General features: G+C 69.3%; 20 protein-coding genes and 3 tRNA genes. 6 read left to right on the top strand and 17 right to left on the bottom strand.

The window, feature by feature from the left end; all coding sequences use genetic code 11:
* Window positions 1–39 precede the first annotated feature (39 nt).
* The 4 genes from RTL41_RS11480 to kdsA are packed head-to-tail and all read right to left on the bottom strand — an operon-like array spanning window position 40 to window position 4,495.
* The gene (locus RTL41_RS11480) at window positions 40–1,164 is read right to left on the bottom strand and encodes a DUF3089 domain-containing protein (protein ID WP_312164466.1); all 1,125 of its coding nucleotides are present in this window, start codon (window positions 1,162–1,164) and stop codon (window positions 40–42) included.
* Window positions 1,165–1,177: 13 nt separating this feature from the next.
* On the bottom strand, window positions 1,178–2,176 hold the full coding sequence (gene rfaD, locus RTL41_RS11475; RefSeq protein ID WP_312164464.1) for an ADP-glyceromanno-heptose 6-epimerase: 999 nt from the start codon (window positions 2,174–2,176) through the stop codon (window positions 1,178–1,180).
* Window positions 2,173–3,627 carry a D-glycero-beta-D-manno-heptose 1-phosphate adenylyltransferase gene (gene rfaE2, locus RTL41_RS11470; RefSeq protein ID WP_312164462.1) on the bottom strand — a complete coding sequence of 485 codons (1,455 nt, stop codon included), beginning with the start codon at window positions 3,625–3,627 and terminating at the stop codon, window positions 2,173–2,175. Before rfaE2 ends, rfaD begins: the two co-directional genes overlap by 4 nt.
* Window positions 3,628–3,643: 16 nt before the next feature.
* The gene (gene kdsA / locus RTL41_RS11465) at window positions 3,644–4,495 is read right to left on the bottom strand and encodes a 3-deoxy-8-phosphooctulonate synthase (RefSeq protein ID WP_312164460.1); all 852 of its coding nucleotides are present in this window, start codon (window positions 4,493–4,495) and stop codon (window positions 3,644–3,646) included.
* Window positions 4,496–4,681: 186 nt separating this feature from the next.
* Between kdsA and RTL41_RS11460 the strand changes: the two genes are divergently transcribed.
* The 3 genes from RTL41_RS11460 to sseA are packed head-to-tail and all read left to right on the top strand — an operon-like array spanning window position 4,682 to window position 7,821.
* Window positions 4,682–5,938 carry a cyclopropane-fatty-acyl-phospholipid synthase family protein gene (locus RTL41_RS11460; protein WP_312164458.1) on the top strand — a complete coding sequence of 419 codons (1,257 nt, stop codon included), beginning with the start codon at window positions 4,682–4,684 and terminating at the stop codon, window positions 5,936–5,938.
* 42 nt (window positions 5,939–5,980) lie between these two features.
* A complete protein-coding gene (locus RTL41_RS11455; RefSeq protein ID WP_312164456.1) occupies window positions 5,981–6,979 on the top strand; it encodes a cysteine synthase A in 999 nt (332 codons plus the stop codon).
* A gap of 2 nt (window positions 6,980–6,981) precedes the next feature.
* The gene (gene sseA / locus RTL41_RS11450) at window positions 6,982–7,821 is read left to right on the top strand and encodes a 3-mercaptopyruvate sulfurtransferase (RefSeq protein ID WP_312164454.1); all 840 of its coding nucleotides are present in this window, start codon (window positions 6,982–6,984) and stop codon (window positions 7,819–7,821) included.
* Here the strand turns inward: sseA and RTL41_RS11445 are convergent.
* Complete coding sequence (locus RTL41_RS11445) at window positions 7,818–8,759, bottom strand: amino acid ABC transporter substrate-binding protein (protein WP_312164452.1); 942 nt, start codon at window positions 8,757–8,759, stop codon at window positions 7,818–7,820. The genes sseA and RTL41_RS11445 overlap by 4 nt on opposite strands.
* A 223-nt stretch (window positions 8,760–8,982) precedes the next feature.
* Here RTL41_RS11445 and metC point away from each other — a divergent pair, with 223 nt between their 5' ends.
* The 3 genes from metC to RTL41_RS20885 all read left to right on the top strand — a co-directional run bounded on the left by metC (window position 8,983) and on the right by RTL41_RS20885 (window position 11,578).
* Window positions 8,983–10,179 carry a cystathionine beta-lyase gene (metC, locus tag RTL41_RS11440; protein ID WP_312164450.1) on the top strand — a complete coding sequence of 399 codons (1,197 nt, stop codon included), beginning with the start codon at window positions 8,983–8,985 and terminating at the stop codon, window positions 10,177–10,179.
* A gap of 74 nt (window positions 10,180–10,253) precedes the next feature.
* Window positions 10,254–10,847, top strand: coding sequence for a TetR/AcrR family transcriptional regulator (locus tag RTL41_RS11435; protein ID WP_312164449.1), 594 nt, complete (start codon window positions 10,254–10,256; stop codon window positions 10,845–10,847).
* Window positions 10,844–11,578: a DUF4386 domain-containing protein gene (locus RTL41_RS20885; RefSeq protein ID WP_409418330.1), complete on the top strand. Its 735-nt coding sequence runs from the start codon at window positions 10,844–10,846 to the stop codon at window positions 11,576–11,578. The genes RTL41_RS11435 and RTL41_RS20885 overlap by 4 nt, the downstream gene beginning before the upstream one ends.
* Here the strand turns inward: RTL41_RS20885 and RTL41_RS11430 are convergent.
* The 12 genes from RTL41_RS11430 to RTL41_RS11375 form a co-directional block, all read right to left on the bottom strand.
* A tRNA-Arg gene (locus tag RTL41_RS11430) sits at window positions 11,537–11,613 on the bottom strand. The genes RTL41_RS20885 and RTL41_RS11430 overlap by 42 nt on opposite strands.
* A gap of 11 nt (window positions 11,614–11,624) precedes the next feature.
* Window positions 11,625–11,930 carry an ETC complex I subunit gene (locus tag RTL41_RS11425; RefSeq protein ID WP_312164447.1) on the bottom strand — a complete coding sequence of 102 codons (306 nt, stop codon included), beginning with the start codon at window positions 11,928–11,930 and terminating at the stop codon, window positions 11,625–11,627.
* A gap of 28 nt (window positions 11,931–11,958) precedes the next feature.
* Window positions 11,959–12,035, bottom strand: a tRNA-Pro gene (locus RTL41_RS11420).
* 70 nt (window positions 12,036–12,105) lie between these two features.
* Window positions 12,106–12,534 carry a PaaI family thioesterase gene (locus RTL41_RS11415; RefSeq protein WP_312164445.1) on the bottom strand — a complete coding sequence of 143 codons (429 nt, stop codon included), beginning with the start codon at window positions 12,532–12,534 and terminating at the stop codon, window positions 12,106–12,108.
* Window positions 12,527–13,087, bottom strand: coding sequence for a DUF192 domain-containing protein (locus RTL41_RS11410; protein ID WP_312164443.1), 561 nt, complete (start codon window positions 13,085–13,087; stop codon window positions 12,527–12,529). Before RTL41_RS11410 ends, RTL41_RS11415 begins: the two co-directional genes overlap by 8 nt.
* A 76-nt stretch (window positions 13,088–13,163) precedes the next feature.
* A complete protein-coding gene (locus RTL41_RS11405) occupies window positions 13,164–13,769 on the bottom strand; it encodes a cold-shock protein (protein ID WP_312164440.1) in 606 nt (201 codons plus the stop codon).
* 165 nt (window positions 13,770–13,934) lie between these two features.
* Window positions 13,935–14,009: transfer RNA gene (locus RTL41_RS11400), tRNA-Glu, on the bottom strand.
* Window positions 14,010–14,112: 103 nt separating this feature from the next.
* A complete protein-coding gene (gene recJ, locus RTL41_RS11395; protein WP_312164437.1) occupies window positions 14,113–15,912 on the bottom strand; it encodes a single-stranded-DNA-specific exonuclease RecJ in 1,800 nt (599 codons plus the stop codon).
* A 4-nt stretch (window positions 15,913–15,916) separates the two neighbouring features.
* Window positions 15,917–16,870 carry a class II fructose-bisphosphatase gene (gene glpX, locus RTL41_RS11390; protein WP_312164434.1) on the bottom strand — a complete coding sequence of 318 codons (954 nt, stop codon included), beginning with the start codon at window positions 16,868–16,870 and terminating at the stop codon, window positions 15,917–15,919.
* 45 nt (window positions 16,871–16,915) lie between these two features.
* Complete coding sequence (locus tag RTL41_RS11385; protein WP_312164432.1) at window positions 16,916–18,205, bottom strand: homoserine dehydrogenase; 1,290 nt, start codon at window positions 18,203–18,205, stop codon at window positions 16,916–16,918.
* Window positions 18,202–19,422: an LL-diaminopimelate aminotransferase gene (locus RTL41_RS11380; protein WP_312164429.1), complete on the bottom strand. Its 1,221-nt coding sequence runs from the start codon at window positions 19,420–19,422 to the stop codon at window positions 18,202–18,204. The genes RTL41_RS11385 and RTL41_RS11380 overlap by 4 nt, the downstream gene beginning before the upstream one ends.
* A 116-nt stretch (window positions 19,423–19,538) precedes the next feature.
* Window positions 19,539–19,940, bottom strand: coding sequence for a hypothetical protein (locus RTL41_RS11375; RefSeq protein WP_312164428.1), 402 nt, complete (start codon window positions 19,938–19,940; stop codon window positions 19,539–19,541).
* Window positions 19,941–19,969: the final 29 nt, after the last annotated feature.

The raw sequence follows: 19,969 nt of genomic DNA, 5'->3' as shown, positions 1-19,969 counted from the left end.
TGCGCCTTCGCCCACGATGGTCCCTCCGGCGTCCGGGGGTCAATCGGCGGCCGGCGACCGCGGCTCAGCCAGGGCCGCCACACGCGCGCTCGCGTCGGCCTCCAGATCGGCGAAGAACAGGTTGTAGCCGGGGACCCGCCGGCGATCGGTCCAGGAGCCCGACGGCTTCAGCGAGGGCGACTTTGGCCGGGTGACCCGCAACAGGCCCTTCTCGCACCGGGCCCCGACCTGGCGGGTCAGGAAGGCCGGCCGCGCGCCCCACTCCAGGCCGGTGGCGTTGGTCGCGCCCAGGCTCAGCCGGGCCGGGGCCTCGGCGTCCACCACGGCCCCGAACAGCGGATTGAAGCAGACCGGCGTGCGCCCGCCCAGATTGACCAGTTGCCCGGTCTCGTTCCAGACCAGCGAGCGGTCGATCAGCGCCTGCGCGCGCTCAGGATCGCCCTCATAGACCGAGGCCCAGGCGGCCAGGCACCCGGTCTGCCGGGGCGCGATGCACGGCGGCAACGGCGGACGGTCCGAGGGGACGACGGTCTGGATCAGATAGGCCGCGGCGATCCGCGAGCGCAGGGCGGGATGGGGCGCGATCTCCTCGGCGATCAGCCGGCTGGCCAGGGTGCCGCCCTGCTCCACGCCCACGATCACGAACGGGCGATCCTGATTGTAGTGGCTGAGATAATAGCGGAACGCGGCGGCGACATCGCCATAGGCGAACCGGCGCGCCTCCTTGGCGTCGTCGCGCAGGGTCATCAGCGTGTAGAGGCTGGCCTGGCGGTATCGCGGTGCGAAGATCCGGCCGACCCGCACGAACGGACCGGCATAGTTGGGCGCCATCACCTGGCGAAACAGCCGGTCGGCCTTCGGATCGTCGATCGGGGCGTTCCAGTGGCGGCCGCCGTCGAAGGTGGTCGGCCCGACGAAGAACACGTCGGCCGCCGGCTCGCCGATCGTCGGCGTCTCGGGCGCCTTGGGCATCAGCGCCCAGGCGGCGCGCTGCGCATAGTCGGGCGCAGGCGGCGGGTCGTAGATCTGGAACGGCTCCTTGGGATCGAGCCGGGTCCGAAGGATGTCGTCGCGCCAGACATAGGCGGCGGCGGACAGCACCAGCGCGACCAGGACGATCGCGGCGGTCACCAGACGCCGAAAACCCCTCGGACGGTCCGCCATGGTCCCCCGTCGCCTAACGGTACGGATCGGGCTGGGAGAGATAGCGCGTCACATAGTCGGCCACGCCGTCCTCCAGGCTGGTCATCGGCTGATTGTAGCCGGCGGCCTGCAGCCGCTCCATGTGCGCCTGGGTGAAGTACTGGTACTTGTCGCGGATCGCGGGCGGCATCGGCGTGTACTCGATCTCCGGCTCGCGGCCCGCGGCCGTGAACACCGCGCGCGCCAGATCCTCGAAGGTCCGCGCCGTGCCCGAGCCGAGATTGTAGATCCCGTTCACCTGCTCGTTCTTGGCCAGCCAGGCGACGACGTCGGCCACGTCGCGGACATAGACGAAATCGCGGCTCTGGCCGCCGTCCGGCACGCCCTCGCGATACGACTTGAAAAGCTGCACCGAATGGCCGTCGCGGATCTTCGGCCAGATCTGCGAGGCGACGGACTTCATCGAGTGCTTATGCTCCTCGTTCGGCCCGTAGACGTTGAAGAACTTCAGCCCCACCCATTGCGGCGGCGCATAGTCGCGCGCGGCCTGCCGGGCCGCGAACAGGTCGAACAGCGCCTTGGACCAGCCATAGGTGTTCAGCGGGCGCAGGGCGGCGAGCGAGTCGATGTCGTCGCTGTCCTGGAAATCGACCGAGTCGCCATAGGTCGCGGCCGAGGACGCATAGACGAAACGGCGCTGGTGATCGGCGCACCAGCGGAACAGGTCGCGCGACAGCGTGAAGTTCGAATGGATGATCTTGTCGGCGTCGGGTTCCGTCGTCGAGGAGACCGCGCCCATGTGCACGACCAGTTCGACGTCCCGCCAGCGCTTGTCCAGCCAGTCGAACATCGCCTCGGGGGCCACGAAATCGCCGATCGGATGCTTGGCGATGTTGCGCCACTTGCCCAGTTCCGCCTCGCGGAGGCGATCGCAGACCACGACGTCGAGGTTCGGATCCTCGGCCAGCCTGGCCACGATGTTCGACCCGATGAAGCCGGCGCCGCCGGTGACGAAGATGATGCGACGGGTCATGCCTTCTCCTGCATCCGGGCGATGGCCGCGGTCGTCGAATAGCCGTCGACGATCTGGGCCAGCCTGACCTCGCCCCCATAAGACTTCACGAAATCGCCGCCGACTACCTCGCTCTCGGCATAGTCGGCGCCTTTGATCAGCACGTCGGGCCGCGCGGCCTCGATGAGCTTGATCGGCGTATCCTCGTCGAAGGGCGCGACCAGGTCGACCGAGCCCAGGCCCGCCAGCACCATGGCGCGGCTCTCCAGGTCGTTCACCGGACGCCCCTCGCCCTTCAGTTCGCGCACCGAGCGGTCCGAATTGACCCCGACGATCAGCCGGTCGCACCAGGCCCGCGCCTGTGTCAGGTAGGCGACATGGCCACGATGCAAAATGTCGAAACAGCCGTTGGTGAAGCCCACCTTCAGCCCCTTGGCCCGCCAGCGCGCGATCTCGTCGGCCATGCGCTGGGGCGTGGCGATCTTGGCCTCGGCGGGGGCCATGTGGGCGGTGATCGAGGCTTCGATCATCTCTTCGGGGGTGACGACCGCGGTGCCGGCCTTGCCGACCGCGACCCCGGACGCCAGCATTGCGAACTCGATGGCGTCGGCCACCTCGACCTTGGCGGCCAGCGCGACGCCGAGCGCCGCCAGGGTCGTGTCGCCCGCGCCTGAGGCGTCGAAGACTTCGCGCGGCACGCCGGGAAAGTGGCGCACCGGCTCGTCGCGAACGGCCAGCGAAATGCCCTTGGCCGCGCGGGTGACCAGGATCGCCTTGGCCTCGCACAGGGTCAGGGCGTGCGCCAGGGCCGCCTCGACCTCGACGTCGCTCTGGGTCGGCATGTCGGTGGCGTGGGCCAGTTCGGCCGCGTTCGGCTTGACGATGTCCACCGCGCCATAGCGCGCGAAGCTGCGGGCCTTGGAGTCGACGATCATCAGCGCGCCCGAGGCGCGGCAGGCCTCGATGACCGCCGGGGTCACGACGCCCTTGCCGTAGTCGGACAGCAGGATGACGCCCGCGCCCTTGGCCACGTCGCGCACCGTGCGCACCAGCCGCTGTTCGACATCGCCCGCCGCCGGGCCGCTGGTCTCCATGTCGACGCGCAGCAGTTGCTGGCCGCCGGAGACGAACCGGGTCTTCAGGGTGGTCGGACGCCCGGCGTCGGTGACCACGAAGCCCTCGACCCCCTCCTCGGCCTTGATCAGGCGCAGCGCCTCCAGCCCCTCGGGATCGCCGCCGATCATCCCGACCAGGCAGACCTCGCCGCCCAGCGCCGCGGCGTTGCGCGCCACGTTGCCGGCCGCGCCCAGCATCACCAGCTCGCGCTTGCGGGCCAGCACCGGGATCGGCGCCTCGGGCGAGACGCGGGTGACGTCGCCATAGACGAACCGGTCGACCATCAGGTCGCCGACGCAGACGATGCGGGCGCCCGCCAGGGCCGAGAGAATCTTCTGAAGGGCCGCGAGGTCCATGGATCAGAGCCTAAACCTATTGGCGCACGGCCGCATGAACCGCTTTCAGCGTGGACAGCAGGCCCTTGGCGTCGCTCAGCGGCAGGCAGCTCGGCCCATCGCAGAGCGCCTTGTCCGGGTCGTGGTGGAATTCGAGGAAGACGCCGTCGGCGCCGGCCGCGACCGCCGACTTGGCCAGGATCGGCACGCCCGCGCGACGGCCGCCGGTCGAGGCGCCGTTCGACTTCGGGTTCGCTCCGGGCAACTGGACGGCATGGGTGGCGTCGATGGTCACCGGCGCGCCCAGCTCCTTCATCTCCTGGATGCCCAGCATGTCGACGATCAGGTTGTTGTAGCCGAACGAAACCCCGCGCTCGCACAGGATGGTCATGTCCTGCTCGACCGCCTCGTTGATCTTGTCGAGGATGTTGCGGCAGTCCCAGGGGGCCAGGAACTGGCCCTTCTTGACGTGCAGCAGGCCGCCGGCCTTCTGCGTGGCGCGGGCCGTGGCCACCACCAGGTCGGTCTGGCGGCAGAGGAAGGCCGGGATCTGCACCAGGTCGGCGACCTCGGCCACCGGCTCGGCCTGCTCGACCTCGTGCAGGTCGGTGCAGATCGGAACGTCGAACTCGGCCTTGATCGCCTTGAGGATCTCCAGCCCCTTCTCGATCCCGGGGCCGCGATAGCTGCGGATCGACGAGCGGTTGGCTTTGTCGAAGCTGGCCTTGAACACATAGGGCAGGCCAAGCTCGCCGGTGATCTCCTTCAGATGACGCGCCGCATCGCGCGCCAGCTCGAGGTCCTCGAGCACGTTCAGGCCTGCGATCACGACCAAGGGCTGGTCGTCCCCGATCGAGAGATTCCAGCGGTCAAGCGTCAGTGAGGTCATGACAATCCCGGTATTTTGCTCATGCCGCGGCAGGCCCGCCGCTGGCGCCTAAGTGGCGCGCGTCCGGTCCGTTCACAAGCGCGAAAACGTGAACACAGGGTTCTGCCCGATCGCGGAGCGCCACTGGAGTTGATTCATTTCGATCCCAAATGCACTGTGAGCGTGTGAAAAACGAGGGCTGCGACCATGAGCTTGGCGCATGAACCATCGCTGGCGGCACTGGCCGCTTCACCACGGGCCTTCGGCAAGCTGCCGGCATTGGCCGGCGCGCCTGCCGCGTTCCGCTTCGCGGCCCGGTTGCTCGCGCTGAACTGGCGGGCCGGCACGCTGACCTTCACCACCCCGTCCGGCCGCGAGCTGCGCATCAAGGGAAGCGAGCCGGGCGCCGAGGCCCGGATCATCGTTCACGACTTCGCCTTCATGCGCCGCGTGCTCGCCGCCGGCGATATCGGCTTTGCGGAAGGCTACATGGCCGGCGAGTGGGACACGCCCGACCTGTCGGCGGTGCTATGCGCCATGAGCCTGAACTTCGACCGCCTGGCCCGCTTCTTCCTCGGCAACCCGCTGATGCGGGCGGTCAACTTCGTCGGCCACAGGCTGCACGCCAACACCCGCAAGGGCTCGCGCAAGAACATCCACGCCCACTACGACCTCGGCAACGCCTTCTATTCCCAGTGGCTGGACCGGACGATGACCTATTCGTCGGCCCGCTACGAACGGCGCGGACAGCCCCTCGACCAGGCGCAGACCAACAAGTACCGCAGCCTGGCCCACGGCATGGGCCTGGAGACCGATCAATCGGTCCTGGAGATCGGCTGCGGCTGGGGCGGGTTCGCGGAATTCGCCGCCAAGGAGGTGGGCGCCAAGGTCACCGGCATCACCATCTCGCAGGAACAGTTCGACTTCGCCAGGAAACGGATCTTCGACCAGGGCCTGAACGAGCGGGCCGAGATCCGCATGATCGACTATCGCGACGTCGAGGGCCGCTTCGACCGCGTCGCCTCCATCGAGATGTTCGAGGCGGTGGGCGAGCGCTACTGGCCGACCTATTTCGGCAAGATCCAGCAGGTGCTCAATCCCGGCGGCCGGGCCGGCCTGCAGATCATCACCATTCGCGACGAGATCTTCGACGCCTATCGCCGGCGGGCCGACTTCATCCAGAAGTACATCTTCCCCGGCGGCATGCTGCCCTCCGAGGCCCGGCTGAAGAGCGAGACCACGCGCGCGGGTCTGGCCTGGACCGGCATCACGCGCTTTGGCCAGGACTACGCCGACACCCTGGCCGAATGGGGCAAGCGCTTCGAAAGCGCCTGGGACGAGATCGCGACCCTGGGGTTCGACGCGCGGTTCCGCAAGCTCTGGCGGTTTTACCTCAGCTACTGCGAGGCCGGTTTCCGCACCGAGCGGACCAATGTGGTGCAGCTCAGCCTCGCCAAGGCCTGATCCCCCTGTTCCTTCCTGGATTCGAGCCTTAAGTAGACGGCCATGACCGTCGCTCCCAGCGTCCTCGACGCCATCGGAAACACCCCGCTGATCCGCCTTCGCCGTGCGAGCGAGGCCACCGGGTGTGAAATCCTCGGCAAGGCCGAGTTCATGAATCCCGGCGCCTCGGTGAAGGACCGGGCCGCCCTCTACATCGTGCGCGACGCCGAACGCCGCGGCCTGCTGCGGCCCGGCGGGCGGATCGTCGAGGGCACCGCCGGCAACACCGGCATCGGCCTGGCCATGGTCGGCGCCGCCAGCGGCTATCGCACCACCATCGTCATCCCGCGCACCCAGAGCCAGGAGAAGAAGGACGCCATCCGCCTGCTCGGCGCCGAGCTGGTCGAGGTCGACGCGGTCCCCTACTCCAATCCCGACAACTATGTGCGCTATTCCGGCCGCCTGGCCGAGGAGCTGAACGCCAAGGAGCCGGCCGGCGCGATCTGGGCCAACCAGTTCGACAACGTCGCCAACCGCCAGGCCCACGTCGAAACGACCGCCCCCGAGATCTGGGCCCAGACCGACGGCAAGGTCGACGGCTTCATCTGCGCGGTCGGATCGGGCGGCACCCTGGCCGGGGTCGCCGAGGGCCTGCGCGCCCGCAACCCGGACATCAGGATCGGCCTGGCCGACCCGCACGGCGCGGCGCTCTATTCGTGGTACGCCGACGGCGAGCTGAAGTCGGAAGGGACCTCGATCAGCGAGGGCATCGGCCAGGGCCGGATCACCGCCAATCTCGAAGGCCTGAGCGTCGACCACCCCTATCGCATCGACGACGTCGAGATGCTGAACGTGATCTTCGACATGGTCGAGCACGAGGGCCTGGTCATGGGCGGCTCGACCGGCATCAACGTCGCCGGCGCCATCCGCATGGCCAAGGACCTCGGCCCAGGCCACACCATCGTGACCATCCTCTGCGACCAGGGCTCGCGCTACCAGAGCAAGATCTTCAACCCGGCGTTCCTCAAGGAGCGCGGCTTCCCCGTCCCGCGCTGGCTGTAGCCATGGCCCCGGTCGTCTCCACCGCCTGGCTGGCCGAGCGCCTCGGCTCTCCCGACGTCCGCGTCGTCGACGGCAGTTGGCACATGCCGGCCGAGGCCCGGAACGGCCGCGAGGAGCACCTCCAACGGCATGTTTCTGGAGCCGTGTTCTTCGACATTGATCATGTCGCCGATCACGACACCGACCTGCCGCACATGCTGCCGACGCCGCAAGCCTTCGCCGAAGCGGCCGGCGCGCTCGGCCTGGCCCGCGACGCCCAGATCGTCGTCTACGACGTCCACGGCATCCGCTCGGCCGCCCGCGTCTGGTGGACGCTCCGGGCGATGGGTTACGACAAGGTCCACGTGCTGGACGGCGGGCTGCGCAAGTGGCTGGCCGAGGGGCGCCCGGTCGAGGCCGGCGAGGTTCGCCCCCAGCCCGTCGCGGTCGAGCCGCGCTTCGACCCCGGCCTCGTGCGCAGCGCCGCCGATGTCCGCGAGATCCTCGCCTCGGGCGCGGCGCGCATGCTGGACGCCCGCGCCGCGGCGCGCTTCACCGGCGAGGCCCCCGAACCGCGCGCCGGTCTGCGTTCGGGCCACATGCCCGGCGCCGCCAACCTGCCCTGGGAGCAGGTGATCGCCGCCGACGGAACCCTGCGGCCGGCCGACGAATTGAAGGCGACCTTCGAGGCGGCCGGCGTCGATCTGGCCAGGCCGATCGTCACCACCTGCGGCTCGGGCGTGACCGCGTCCGTGCTGGCCCTCGCCCTGGCCAGGCTGGGCCTCGATCGCACCGCCGTCTACGACGGCTCCTGGACCGAGTGGGGCGGCCTGCCGGACGCGCCGGTCGTCACCGGCCCCTAGCGGGCCGGCGGCGCATAGAGCAGCCCGGGCTGGGCCGCGTTCCAGAGGGCGTTGTGCCCCCGCTCCAGCTTCAGGGCCGACTGGGCCCCGACGTTGCGCGCGAAGATCTCGTCATAGGCGCCGACCTGCAGGATGGCCTGGTAGGCGAAGTCGGGCTTCAGCCCCATCGGCGCCCCGAAGTCGCCCTCGGCGCCCAGCAGCCGCCGCACCCGCGGATCGGACGAGCTCTTGGCCAGTTCGTCCGCCGTCTTCGAACTGACCCCGACCTCCTCGGCCAGGATCAGCGAATAGACGGTCCAGCGCACGATGTCGGTCCAGACCGGGTCGTCCTGGCGCACGACCGGGGCCAGCGGCTCCTTGGAGATCACGGTCGGCAGGATCACATGGGCGTTCGGGCTGTTCATCACCGAGCGCGCCGAGGCCAGGGCCGAGACGTCGGCCGTGAAGGCGTCGCAGCCCTCGCTCTGATAGACCGCCCGGGCCTCGGCCTCGGTCTTGGTCACGACGGGCGTGTATTTCAGGCCCCGGGTCCGGAAATAGTCTTCGACATTGGCCTCGCTGGCGGTGGCGTGCTGCACGCAGATCCGCGCCCCGTTCAGCTCGTCGGCGCTGGTCAGGTTCAGCGCCTTGGGCGCCAGGAAGCCCTGGCCGTCGAAATAGGTGACGGCCGCGAAGTCGACCCCCTCGCCAGTGTCTCGCGCCAGCGTCCACGAGGTGTTGCGCGCCAGGACGTCGATCCTGCCGCCGCGCAGCGCCGCGAAGCGGTCGGCGGCGTCCACCGGCGTGAAGCGGACCGCCTTCGCGTCCCCCAGCGTCGCGGCCGCGACCGCGCGGCAGATGTCCACGTCGAACCCCCGCCAGGCGCCGCGGTCGTCGGCGAAGGCGAAGCCCGGCAAGCCCGGATTGACGCCGCAGGACACCCATCCCCTGGCCCTCACGGCCGCCAGGGTCGGACTGGCCTTGGGCGTATAGGCGGCGGCCGCGGCGGGAACGTCGACCTTCGGCGGGGGCGGCGGCGGCGGAGCGGCTTGTTCCTTGCCACAGGCGGCCAGCAGCAGGACTGCGGCAAGGCCGCTGAGGGTCTTCGTAGAAATACTGAGCCGCGAGATTGGCCGCCCTCCTTGATTGCGAAGCTATGGAGGCTCTAAGTGCCACGCGATCATGGCCCAAGTTCGCTCCACCCCGTCAACCCGCCTCACCGAAGAAACACGCCTCATCCGCGCAGGCGGCGTCCGCGCGGATGATCTGGTCAAGACGGTCGGACCGCCGATCCAGAAAGGCTCGACCGTCCTGTTGCCGAACGCCGCCGCGCTCTATGACGACGACGCCTTCCTCACCTACGGCCGCGCCGGCCTCGCCGCCCACGACGCGCTCAAGTGCGCGCTCGGCGAAATGGAGGGCGCCCAGGGCGTCTGCCTCTACCCCTCCGGCCTCGCCGCCGTCACCGGCGCGGTCCTGGCCGTGCTGCAGGCCGGCGACGAGGTCCTGGCCGCGGACAACATCTACAAGCCCAGCCGGCGCTTCTGCGACAACGTCCTCAAGCGCTATGGCGTCACCGTCCGCTATTTCGACCCGCGCCTGTCGCCCGAAGACCTGCTCGCCCTGGCCAGCGACCAGACCCGCCTGATCATGCTGGAGTCGCCCGGCTCCCTGACCTTCGAGATGACCGACCTCGCCGCCGTCGCCAAGCTCGCCAAGGCCCGCGGCATCCTCACCCTCACCGACAACACCTGGGGCGCCGGCTACCTCTTCAAGCCGCTGGAGCATGGCGTCGACATCAGCGTCCAGGCCCTGACCAAGTATGTCGGCGGCCACTCGGACGTCTTCATGGGCTCGGCCGCCGCGCGCGACCCGGCCCTGGTGCGCAAGCTGCAGGACGGGGTGCACAACCTCGGCTGGGCGGTCGCGCCCGAGGACGCCTACCAGATGCTGCGGGGCCTGCGGACCCTGCCCGCACGCCTGAAGGCCCAGGGCGACGCCGCCCTGCGCATCGCCGCCTGGCTGGCCCAGCAGCCGGAGGTCGCCCAGATCATCCACCCGGCCCTTCCGGGATCGCCGGACCACGAACTGTGGGCGCGCGACTACACCGGCGCCTGCGGCCTGTTCGGCTTCGTGCTGAAGACCGGCTCGCCCGCCGCCGCCGACGCCTTCCTAGACGCCCTGCAACTGTTCGGCCTCGGCTTCTCCTGGGGCGGCTTCGAAAGCCTGGCGATCGTCAGCGATCCGCAACTCGGCAAGCGCAAATACGCCCCGACCTACGAAGGGCCCCTGATGCGCCTGCACATCGGCCTGGAAGCCGAAGCGGACCTGATCGCCGACCTGCGCCGTGGCCTCGACGCCTATGCACGCCTCGCCTGACGGCGGAGCGCCCGGCAGGCCGGGAAATGCAGGCGATTTGACGCTTTAGAGTAAATGCTCTAATCGATCCGGCCATGAAGGCCGATACGAAGACCCGCATCCTCGACACCGCGCTGGCGCTGTTCAACGAGCGCGGCCCAGCGCAGGTGACGACCAACCACATCGCCGAGGCGCTCTCGATGAGCCCCGGCAACCTCTACTATCATTTCCGCAACAAGGCCGAGATCGTGCGCGCGCTGTTCGCGCGCATCTCGGACGAGTGGGCCGACAACTACGCCATCCCGCCGGGCGCGGAGCCGGACGTTGCGACGATGGAGGCGATGGCCGCGGGCAATTTCGCGATCCAGGCGCGCTACCGCTTCTTCTTCCGCGACCTGGCGCTTTTGCTCGACGCCGACCCGGAGCTTGCCGAGGCCTATCGGACCAACCGCGCCGCCGGCGTGGCCAACACCCGCTCGCTACTCGGACGGTTCGTCGAGGCGGGCGTGCTCAGGCCCTTCCGCGACGAGGAAGAGCTCGACGATCTCGTTCAGTTGCTGTGGCTGGTCGGCGATTTCTGGCTCGTCTTCAACCATGCCGGCGGCGCCGCCTTCAGCAGCGCCGCTATGGATCAGGGCGTGCGCCTGTTCCGCCGCCTCCTCGTCCCGCATCTCGAGGCGCACCGATGAACGCCGCCCGCCGCACCGCCGGCGTCCTCTGGATCGTCGCCCCGCTCGTCTTCGCCGCCGGTTTCGCCGGCCTGCAGTTGCGCTTCGACTATCCCGACATTCTTCGCCGCCCGCCGGGCGAGGTGCTGGTTCGCTTCGCCGCGGGCGGGGCGGAACTGCAGGCGTACTGGTATGCGATGACCGCGGCAGCGGTCCTGATGATCGGCGCAGCGATCGCGACGGGCCTGGTCCTGCGCAGGCATGGCCTCCTGCTCGCAGCGCTGTCGGTCGGCGCCGGCGTCCTCGCCGGGCTGGTCCAGGCGCTCGGCCTGCTCCGCTGGGTGATGCTGGTTCCGGCCCTCGCTACGGCCTATACGGCGCCGGAAGCGACGCAACTCGACAAGGCCATGGCCGTCGCCCTGTTCGACGCCGCCAACCGCTATCTCGGCATGGGCGTGGGCGAGCACCTCGGCTACCTCTTCACCGGGGCCTGGACCATCTTCGTCTCAGCGCTGCTGTTCAGGAAAAGCCGGGTTTTCGCCCTGGCCGGCGCAGTCCTTGCGGCCGGCGTGGTCTTCGGCATGGCCGAGCCTTATGGCGCGCCCCTGGCCGGCGCCGTCAACGCCGCCGCCTATACGCTTTGGACGTTATGGGCGCTGGTTCTGGGCGTCATGATGCTGCGGGACAGGCGGGAACCGCAACGGGCGGTGTGGCGCGCCCAGCAGGACTCGAACCTGCAACCGTCCGCTTAGAAGGCGGATGCTCTATCCGGTTGAGCTATGGGCGCCTGTCAGGCCGCTAGTGCGTCCAGGACTGCTTGCGAGTGTAGGCGAAGTTGTCGGCGTAGGCCTTCAGGATGCGCTTGGGCGTCTTCGGTTCGGTGATCTGGAACGGAATGCCGTGCGCCTGGGCGTAGGCCACCGCCTCGTCGCGGGTCTCGAAGGACAGGCGGATCTGGCCGTTCATGTCGCTGGTCAGGGTCCAGCCCATCAGCGGGTCCGAGCGCCTGGCCGACGCCGGCTCGAACTCCAGCACCCAGTCCTTGGTCTTGGCCTTGCCGGACTGCATGGCGTTCTTGGCGGGACGATAGATGCGCGCGAGCATGCGAAGCCTCATAAAATTCTGACCGGCGTGGTCGGGGCGGCAGGATTCGAACCTGCGACCCTCTGCTCCCAAAGCAGATGCGCTACCAGGCTGCGCTACACCCCGAAGAGCGCCGGCGTGGGCGGGATATAAGGCTTTGGCCTTTCCCGCAATTGAACAAAGTCGCCGCGAGCCTCTAGCCGTGCCGTCGCATCAGCTTGAACACGCCAGAGCCCCGGACGACGTCGGTTCCGGCCACGTGCGCCCGGGCCTCCACGAAGGCGACGTCGCGGGTGGCGCGGGTGACCCTCGCCTCGCCCATCACCCATTCGCCGACCCGCGCCATGTGCAGGAAGTCCACCGAGAGATGGATCGTGACCGCCGTCTGGCGCACCGAGCGATAGACCGCCGCGCCCATCAGGCCGTCCAGGAACGCCGTCAGCATCCCGCCGTGGACCAGGCCCAGGCCGTTGGCGTGCCGCGGCAGGGCATAGAACGCCTGCTCGGTCGTCTCGCCCATCTCGGCCCGGTGGAAATACGGCCCGTTGTGGCTCGAAAAGGGTCCGCGGCTGCCGGACGGCACGAAGCCGGTCGGCGGCTCGGGAACGACGTCGGGGTCAGTCACGCTTGAAGATCCGATGTTCGATCCGGTCGCCCGGCATCAGGCCGATCTGCTCGGCGCGCCCGCCGGCAAGCTCCAGCACCCCGACCACGGGTCCGCCGGACGGGATCGGGGTCTCCGACAACGGCGTCGTGTTGCGGGCGATCGACAGCACCGTCCCGTCGCGCCGGATGTAGATGATGTCGAGCGGGATCAGGGTGTTCTTCATCCAGAACGCCACCTCGCGCGGGGTCTGGAAGTCGAACAGCATGCCGCGATCGGAGGGCACTTCCTTGCGGAACATCAGCCCCCTTTCGCGCTCGGCGTCGTTGTCGGCGATCTCGACGAAGAAGCGCGTGCGCCCGCTGGGCGTCACCGTCTCCAGGACCTCGAGCCCGGCCGGCGCTTCGCCCGCCGCCCCGCCCACCGCGGCCGGCGCCGATACGGGCTTGGCGACCGTCGGGAGTTCCGAACTGGATGCGGTTTGAGCGGCCGGCTCCTGCGCGCAGGCCGCCAGCAGGGCCAACGCGCCGACGAGCGCGGTCAGGCCGCGAGGCGGCCTCATCAGACTGGGCACCGGAGACCTCCGAGGCTGCAGGTTTCGGAGCGCGACGACCGCCGCGCCCCACCGGATCGAGAGTCCCCAGGGGACCCTAGGCCAGACCTACAGACTCGATCTCTGCGACGACAAGCCCTTTCGGACCTTCCGCGAAGCGCACCATGACGTCGTCCCCCGGCTGCAGGTCCTCGATACCGGACCTGCGCAGGGTTTCGATGTGCACGAAGATGTCGCCGGTCTCACCGTCGCGGACCACGAAGCCGTAGCCCTTCGCGCGGTTGAACCACTTCACCTTGGCCCGCTCCAGCGGACCGCGCGGCGCCAGCGGCCGCCGTTGCGGACGGGCGTTGAACCCGCCACGGTCGAAGGCGTCGCGTCGCCCATGTTGCCCGTCGTCGTGACGGCGGCGGTCCGACGCAGGCGGAGCCGAACTCTCGTCCACCTCCAGCACCTCGGCGACCTGCCAGCCCTTGGGACGCCTGATCACGTCGCACACGATCACCGCACCCTCCAGAGCGCTTTCGCGTCCGGAATTGCGAAGACTTGTCACGTGAAGCAAAACGTCCTTCAACCCCGTTTGATTGGGGTCGTCAGGAACGACAAAACCATAGCCCTTGCCGGCGTCGAACCACTTCACACGCCCGCTGATCCGCACGGCTTCTTCGTGTGGACCTACTCCCTCGAATTCGTAACCAGACATCTGCCCCTCTGGCCCCGGTCTCCCCCCGATCCTTTCGGATATGGCCAACCATAACAGTGTTCTTGTGGGCTAATGCCGTCAATGGGGCATTTTACAGGCCCCACACGCATCGGTCGTGTTTCTCACGCCTGCGTCGCATTCTTGGTGTTTTTGGGAGCCTCGCGGTGGCAGTCCCTAGGGGAGTCGAACCCCTCTCTCCAGGTTGAAAACCTGGCGTCCTAACCGATAGACGAAGGGACCGCGTCCGCGAGAGCGGTGTCTATATTGTCGATTCCGCGGGGGCGCAAGCGCCTTGCTCAACCTTTTTCAGTACGCCGTTATCCGAGCGCCTTCGGCTCAAGGCTCAGCCGACGCGGCGCGGGTCGGCGACGTCCTCGATTTCCAGTTCGACGCTCTCGCGTCCCTGCCAATCGTCCGGCTTCAGACGACCTGCGACATGGATCGCGCCGGCTTCGTTCAGCAGCCGGCGGCCGAGTTCCGTCTCCTCGGCGCGCCAGGCGACGGCCTTCAGCCCCCCCCCCGAGCCGTCGGTCAGGGTGACCCGCACATGTCCCCCGCGCAGGGCCATGGGGCGCTCCACGCGGACATTGGCCGCCGCGAACATCGGCTCGGGGTTTCCGGGGCCGAACGGGGCCATGGCCTGGAAGGCCTGCCACAGCCCCCGGTCGGCCCCGCCGGCCGTCACCAGCGCATCGATGTCCAGGGCGTCTTCGGCGGCGGCGATTTCGGCCTCGGCGGACATCTTGTCGTTCAGGAAGGCGCGCAGGTCCGGGATCAGTTCGGGGCGCACCGAGAGGCCGGCGGCCATCGCGTGACCGCCCCCCGCCAGCAGCAGCCCCTCGTCGAACGCCGCCTGCACCGCCCGGCCCAGATTGACCCCCGGCTGCGAGCGTCCCGAGCCCTTGCCGACGTTCGCGGCCCGATCGACGCCGATGACCATGGTCGGCTTGCGATAGCGTTCGCGCAGCCGGCTGGCGACGATGCCGATCACGCCGGGGTGCCAGCCGTCGGCGGCGACCAGGGTCATCGGCGCGTCGGCCTGGTTGCTCTCGCGCTCGACGATGCGGACGGCCTCCTCGAAGATCTCCTTCTCGACCTCCTTGCGCGAGGCGTTGAGGGCGTCGAGCTCGGCGGCCAGGGCCGCGGCCTCCTCCGGATCGTCGGTCGACAGCAGCCGCGCCCCCAGGTCCGAGCGGCCGATCCGCCCGCCCGCATTGATCCGCGGGCCGAGGATGAAGCCGGCATGGAACACGCTGGCCGGTCCCGAGCCCTTGGCGACCTCCAGCAGCGCCTTCAGGCCGGGGTTGCGCCAGGCGGACATCACCTTCAGCCCCTGGGCCGTCAGCGCCCGGTTGAAGCCGACCAACTGGGTGACGTCGCAGATCGCGCCCAGGGCGGCCAGGTCGAGCCATTGGCGCAGGTCCGGCTCGGGCCGGCCTTCGAACAGCCCCCTGCCCCGCGCCTCGCGGTTCAGGGCGGCCAGCAGGACGAAGGCCACGCCGGCGGCGGCCAGCACGCCCTGCCCGGACTCGCAACCGGGACGGTTGGGGTTCACCAGGGCCGCGACGTCGGGGATCAGGTCGCGCATCAGGTGGTGGTCGATCACCACCACGTCCAGCCCGATCTCCTTGGCGCAGGCCAGCGCCTCATAGGCGGCCGCGCCGCAGTCGACGGTGACCACCAGGTCGACGCCGGAGTCGCGGATCTTGCGGAACGCGGCCGGCGACGGGCCATAGCCCTCGGTCATCCGGTCCGGGACGTAGATGGGCAGTTCCTTGCCCATAACGCGGAACCAGCGGACGAGCTGGGCCGCGCTCGAGGCGCCGTCGACGTCATAGTCGGCGAACACCGTCATCGGCCGGTCAGCCAGCAGGGCGTCGATCAGGATCGCCGCCGCCCGGTCCATGTCGAGGAAGCTTGACGGATCGGGAAACAGCGCCTTGAGCGTGGGATTGAGGTAGGTCTCGCCGGCGTCGCCCCCCACCCCGCGCGAGGCCAGGGCCCGCGCCAGGGGTTCGGAAAGGCCCAGCCCGAGCTGGTGGCGGCGAACGACGGCGGCGTCCGCCGGCCGCTCGCGCCACATCCGGCCGGTGAGCGACCGCGCTACGCCGAGATAACCCGCCGCCTCGCCCCCGTCGGGCATGGTCCTAGACCGGACGCTTCATCCGCACTTCACGCACCGTGCGGGTGGACGAGTTCATGACCAGCGTATGGGTGTGGACGAAGCCGTCCTCATAGACCACGCCGTCCAGCAGGGCGCCGTTGGTGACCCCGGTCGCCGCGAAGATCGCGTCGGCGCGGACCATCTCGTGCAGGTCGTACTTCTTGTCGAGGTCGGTGATGCCGACCCGGGCCGCGCGCGCCTTCTCGTCGGCGTTGCGGAACACCAGCCGGCCCTGGAACTGGCCCCCGACGCACTTCAGCGCCGCGCAGGCCAGCACGCCCTCCGGCGCGCCGCCCTGGCCGACATAGAGGTCGACGCCCGTGGTCGGGTCGGAGGTGTTGATCACGCCGGCCACGTCGCCGTCGGTGATCAGGTAGACGCGCGCGCCCACCGAGCGGACCGAGGCGATGATCTCGGCGTGGCGCGGACGGTCCAGCACGCAGACGGTGATCTCGGACGGCTCGACGCCCTTGGCCTCGGCCAGCGCCTGGACGTTCTGCGCCGGCGTCTTGTCGAGATCGATGATCCCGGCCGGATAGCCGGGGCCGCAGGCGATCTTGTCCATGTAGGTGTCGGGCGCGTTCAGCAAGGTGCCCTTCGGCGCCCAGGCCATCACCGCCAGCGCGTTGGCCATGGCCTTGGCGGTCAGGGTCGTGCCCTCCAGCGGATCGAGCGCGATGTCGATGGCCGGGCCGGTCCCGCGGCCGACCTTCTCACCGATGTAGAGCATCGGCGCCTCGTCGCGCTCGCCCTCGCCGATGACGATCTCGCCGTCGATGTCGAGGTCGTTCAGCGCCGTGCGCATGGCGTCGACGGCGGCCTGGTCGGCGGCCTTCTCGTCACCACGGCCCACCAGCTTCCAGGCGGCGATCGCGGCGATCTCTGTCACCCGGACCGCGTCCAGAACCAGGCCGCGATCCAGATCTTGCGAACTCATCTGTCTCTCCCAGCGCCTTATCGGGCGCAGATTGTCGTTGGATTCTTATATGCGGGCGATCCGCAAGAGGCGCGGTCTTTCCAGCACGGCCGGCAGATTGGCGATGCGGTCGATCGCCGCCGTCAGCACCGACTCCGCCACCGCATGGGTGGTCAGCACGATCGGCACGCCTTCGGCGTTCTCCACCGGCTTTTGCAGGAAGCTCTCGATCGAGACGCCCGCCTCGGCCAAGGTCTCGGACACCGCGGCGATCACGCCCGGCTCGTCCTTCACCAGGAAGCGCAGATAGGCCCGGCTCATGCTCCTGGCCGGATCGACCGGAGTGAAGGGCTTCAGCGACCCCGCCGGCGCCTGGAACACCGGACGCTGGGCGCCCGTCATCACGTCGGCGATGTCGGCGGCCACGGCGGCGGCGGTCGGGCCCGAGCCGGCGCCCGGCCCCTGGATGAAGATGCGGCCGATCCGCGTGCCTTCGATGAACAGCGCGTTGAGCGCGCCGCCCGCCTGGGCCAGCGGATGGTTCTGCGCCACCAGGGTCGGGTGCACCCGCACCAGCACCCCGTCGGCCGAGCTGTCGGCCGAGGCGATCAGCTTGATCTTGTAGCCCAGGTCCTTGGCGAGCTGGATGTCCAGCAGCGCCACCTGGTCGATGCCCTCGATCTCGGCCGCGGCGTAGTTCGGCGCGCAGCCGAAGGCCAGGGCGGCCAGGATCGAGATCTTGTGCGCCGCGTCGAAGCCGCCGACGTCCATGGTCGGGTCGGCCTCGGCGTAGCCCAGGCGCTGGGCCTCGGCCAGGACCTCGGCGAACGAGCGCCCGCCGGTGTCCATTTCCGAGAGGATGTAGTTGCAGGTGCCGTTGAGGATACCGGCCACCGACTTGACGTCGTCGCCGACCATCGCCTCGCGCAGCATCTTCACCGCCGGGGTGCCGCCCATCACCGCGGCCTCGAACAGCAGCGGCACGCCCTTGGACTCGGCCAGGGCCGCCAGCTCGGCCCCGTGCTCGGCGATCAGCGCCTTGTTGGCCGTCACGACCGGCTTGCCGGCGTTCAGCGCCGCCTCGACCGCGGCCTTGGCCGGCCCGTCGGAGCCGCCGATCAGCTCGACGAAGATGTCGATGTCCGGCGACTTCGCCAGTTCGACCGGATCGTCGAACCAGGGCAGGTTGGAGATGTCGAACGGCCGCGGCCGCGAGCGCGAACGCGCCGAGACCCCGGTCACCACGGCCTGGCCGCCGGCCGGCGCGAAGCCGGGAACATCGGCCAGGAAGTTCAGCAGGCCGCCGCCGACCGTACCCAGGCCCGCGACCCCGACCCGCCACTCAGACTTACTCATTGCGCCGCCATGGTGTTGTGGGCCCTGCCGAGGATCTCGTCGGCGTTGGCCAGGAACTTCTTCACGTTGCGCGCCGCCTGGCGGATGCGCTGCTCGTTCTCGACCAGGCCGACGCGGACATAACCCTCGCCGTACTCGCCGAAGCCCACGCCCGGCGCCACCGCCACGCCCGCCTCTTCGATCAGCAGCTTGGAGAACAGCAGCGAGCCGGCCTCCTTGAACTTCTCGGGCACCGGCGCCCAGGCGAACATCGAGGCCGGCGGCGAGGGAATCTCCCAGCCGGCGCGCTTCATCGACGAAACCAGGGTGTCGCGGCGCGCCTTGTAGATCGCGCGGATCTCGTCGACGCAGTCCTGCGGACCGTTCAGCGCCGTGGCCGCGGCCACCTGGATCGGGGTATAGGCGCCGTAGTCCAGATAAGATTTCACCCGCGCCAGGGCCGAGCAGATCCGCTCGTTGCCGACCACCATGCCCACGCGCCAGCCGGCCATCGCATAGGTCTTGGACAGCGAATTGACCTCGACCGCGATGTCCTTGGCCCCGTCGACCTGCAGCACCGAGGGCGGCGGGTTGTCGTCGAAATAGATCTCCGAATAGGCGATGTCGGAGATCACCAGCATCTCGTGCTTCTTGGCCAGGGCGATGGCGTCCCGGTAGAAGTCGAGGTCCACGCACTGCGCGGTCGGGTTCGACGGATAGGACAGGATCAGCACGCTGGGCGGCGGGGCCGAGTGCTTCACCGCGCGGCTGACGCCCGCCAAGTATTCCTCCGGCGAATGGGCCGGGACGTGGCGGATCACCCCGCCGGCCATGATGAAGCCGTAAGCGTGGATCGGATAGGCCGGGTTGGGGCAGACGATGACGTCGCCGGGCGCGGTCAGCGCCTGGGCCAGGTTGGCGAAGCCCTCCTTCGAACCCAGGGTGGCGATCACTTCCCTGTCGGGGTTCAGCGTCACCCCGAAGCGGCGCTGGTAATAGCCCGCCATGGCCTTGCGCAGGCCCGAGATGCCCTTGGAGGCGGAGTAGCGGCCCGCCTTGGGGTCGCGGGCCGTCTCGATCATCTTCTCGACGATGTGTTTGGGGGTCGGCATGTCGGGATTGCCCATGCCGAAGTCGATGATGTCGACGCCCTCGCTGCGAAGCCGCGCCTTGATGCGGTTCACTTCCTCGAGGACGTAGGGCGGGAGACGGCGGATACGATGGAAATCGGGAGTCATTTTGAGCTCTGGCCGCGCATGCCGCGGCGATGGGGAGCTGAAGTCGCGCATGGATAGCCCCCGCGAAGGGGTCCGCCAAGCAGGTTCAAGGTCTTTTATGCCCCCGCCAGCCGCATCTATCTCGGCGACGGAGGCGGGGTAGCTCGCTCCCGCAGCTCCTTGGCGAAAGCTTCGCTGGACGGCGTGGTCGACGCGTCGGTCCCGATGTCGGGCCCGGCCTGGGCGCGGGCGCGCGCCACGAAGCGATCGGTGCCGCTCAACGTCCAGGTATTAGGGGCGGTGTCGCGGTCCAGTTGCGCGCCGGCGACTTCGAGCTGGTCGGCGGCCTTGCCCCACGATCCCACGGGCCGCTGCCGCGCGGGCGGCGGCGGAATGTCGGCGAAGCTGGGATAGGACCGCGACTCGCGCGCCATCCGCGCGACGTCCTCGGCCACCGCGGAATTGGGGTCCACCTTCGCCTGCGCGAACGGGTTGCTGATGCATCCGGCCAGCAGGACGGCGCTCGCCGCGCAGCCCAAAACCCCCCGAGCGGAGGCTCCGAGCGAAG

This window comes from Phenylobacterium sp. (assembly GCF_031984885.1).
In the GTDB taxonomy this organism is placed as follows: Bacteria; Pseudomonadota; Alphaproteobacteria; order Caulobacterales; family Caulobacteraceae; genus Phenylobacterium.
The sequence above is the reverse complement of the archived record's forward strand: the minus strand, read 5'-3'. Positions and strand labels throughout refer to the sequence as shown.